Below are 1416 nucleotides of genomic sequence, written 5' to 3'. Positions count from 1 at the left end.
TGCGCATGTTCGGCCTCTCCGAGCAGAGCCTGCGCGGCCGGCGCGTCCAGGACTGGGTCCACCCCGAGGACGCCCCGCAGACCTGGCGGCTCTACCACCGGGGCCGGGCGGCCCGGCTCGACGTGCGCAGGGGCACGCCGGTCGGTACCGAGAAGCGCGGTGGTGACCAGGTCCTCCCAGGAGGGGACCCGGGTCTGCGGGGAGGCCGCCGCGGCCGGTGAGGGGTGTGCGGAGGGGCCGACGGTGTGGTCGACCGAGTGGTCGGCGGTGCGCGCCGAACTCTGCCGGGACTGCCCCGGATCGGCCGCGTCCCCGTCGGCTCGTGTCCCGTCGCCGGGCGGTGCACCGTTCATCGTGTTCCCTTCCCCTCTTTCCTTCCTTCTTCCTTCCTGCCTCGTTCGCCCGCCGGGATCAGCACAGCGGCACCGCCTCGCCCTCTCCCCGCGCCCAGGCCGTGAGCGGGGTGAAGCCGCGGTGGCCGCACTCGCCGAAGACCGTGACGGGGGCGCCGCCGGACAGCGCGACCAGCCGCCACAGGCCGGGACGGCCGCGGGCGGCCCGGGTCACCGGCAGGGCCGTGTCCGTCTCGGCGTCGGCCAGTTGCCATTCCTCGCCGTCCGGGACCGGTGTCACCCGGTCCAGGGTCACGGGGACCGCGTCCAGCCACGGGTCGTCGCGCAGGGCGTCGCCGTACCGGGCCACCGCCTCGGCCGTCGTGACGCCCGGGGGACGGAAGGCGGCCGGGGCCGGCGGGGCGAACCGCTCGCCCAGGGCGGCCCGGGACCGGCCGGAACCCGGGTACGCCGTCAGCTCCGCCTCCAGGACGAGGCCCACCGGCAGCGACAGCTCCGGCGCCCGGCCCGCCGCGCCGTAGGACAGCAGCAGCCGGGTACCGCCGGACTCGGCGCCGTGCAGCCATATCCGGCGCGTCGTCAGTTTCGGGTCCACCGTGTCGTACTGGGCGAGGACCAGCCAGCGGTCGCGCAGCGGCGGGCCGTCCGGAGTGCCGGGCAGGCCGACCCGGGAGCGGACCGTGGCCGCGAGGCCGTCCGGCAGCCGGTCGCGGTGCAGCCAGCCCTGGTCGAGCAGGTGCAGCAGCGCGCACTCCTCCAGCAGCCGCCCCGGCCAGCCCGCGCCGGACGCCGGGATCGCCCCCAGTTCCCGGACGCGCGCGGCCAGTCCCGGCGCCTGGGCGTCGACCATGCGGGCCGCCGTCTCGTCCCACAGGCCGTACCCCGCCTGTCCGGCCGCCGCCAGACCGCCGCGCAGCAGGTCGGCCAGACGCTGCTCCAGCTCGCTCGCGCCCGCCGTGACCCGCTCGGCGCGGCGCTCGGCCCGGCGCCCCCCAGCCAACACCTCTGCGTGGCCCGCCCGCCCAACCCCCCACGCCACCACCCACAATGTGTCCGCGCCAGC

General features: G+C 77.5%; 1 protein-coding gene and 1 pseudogene. Both read right to left on the bottom strand.

The window, feature by feature from the left end:
- A pseudogene (locus ABZV94_RS36470) lies at positions 1 to 353 on the bottom strand (hypothetical protein); the annotation flags it as partial.
- Between the two features lie 58 nt (positions 354 to 411).
- On the bottom strand, positions 412 to 1416 hold a 1005-nt coding region (locus tag ABZV94_RS36465), incomplete at its 5' end, for an SWIM zinc finger family protein (RefSeq protein ID WP_356348396.1).

The sequence above is a fragment of the Streptomyces sp. NPDC004658 genome, from assembly GCF_040609555.1.
GTDB lineage: Bacteria > Actinomycetota > Actinomycetes > Streptomycetales > Streptomycetaceae > Streptomyces.
The sequence above is the reverse complement of the archived record's forward strand: the minus strand, read 5'-3'. Positions and strand labels throughout refer to the sequence as shown.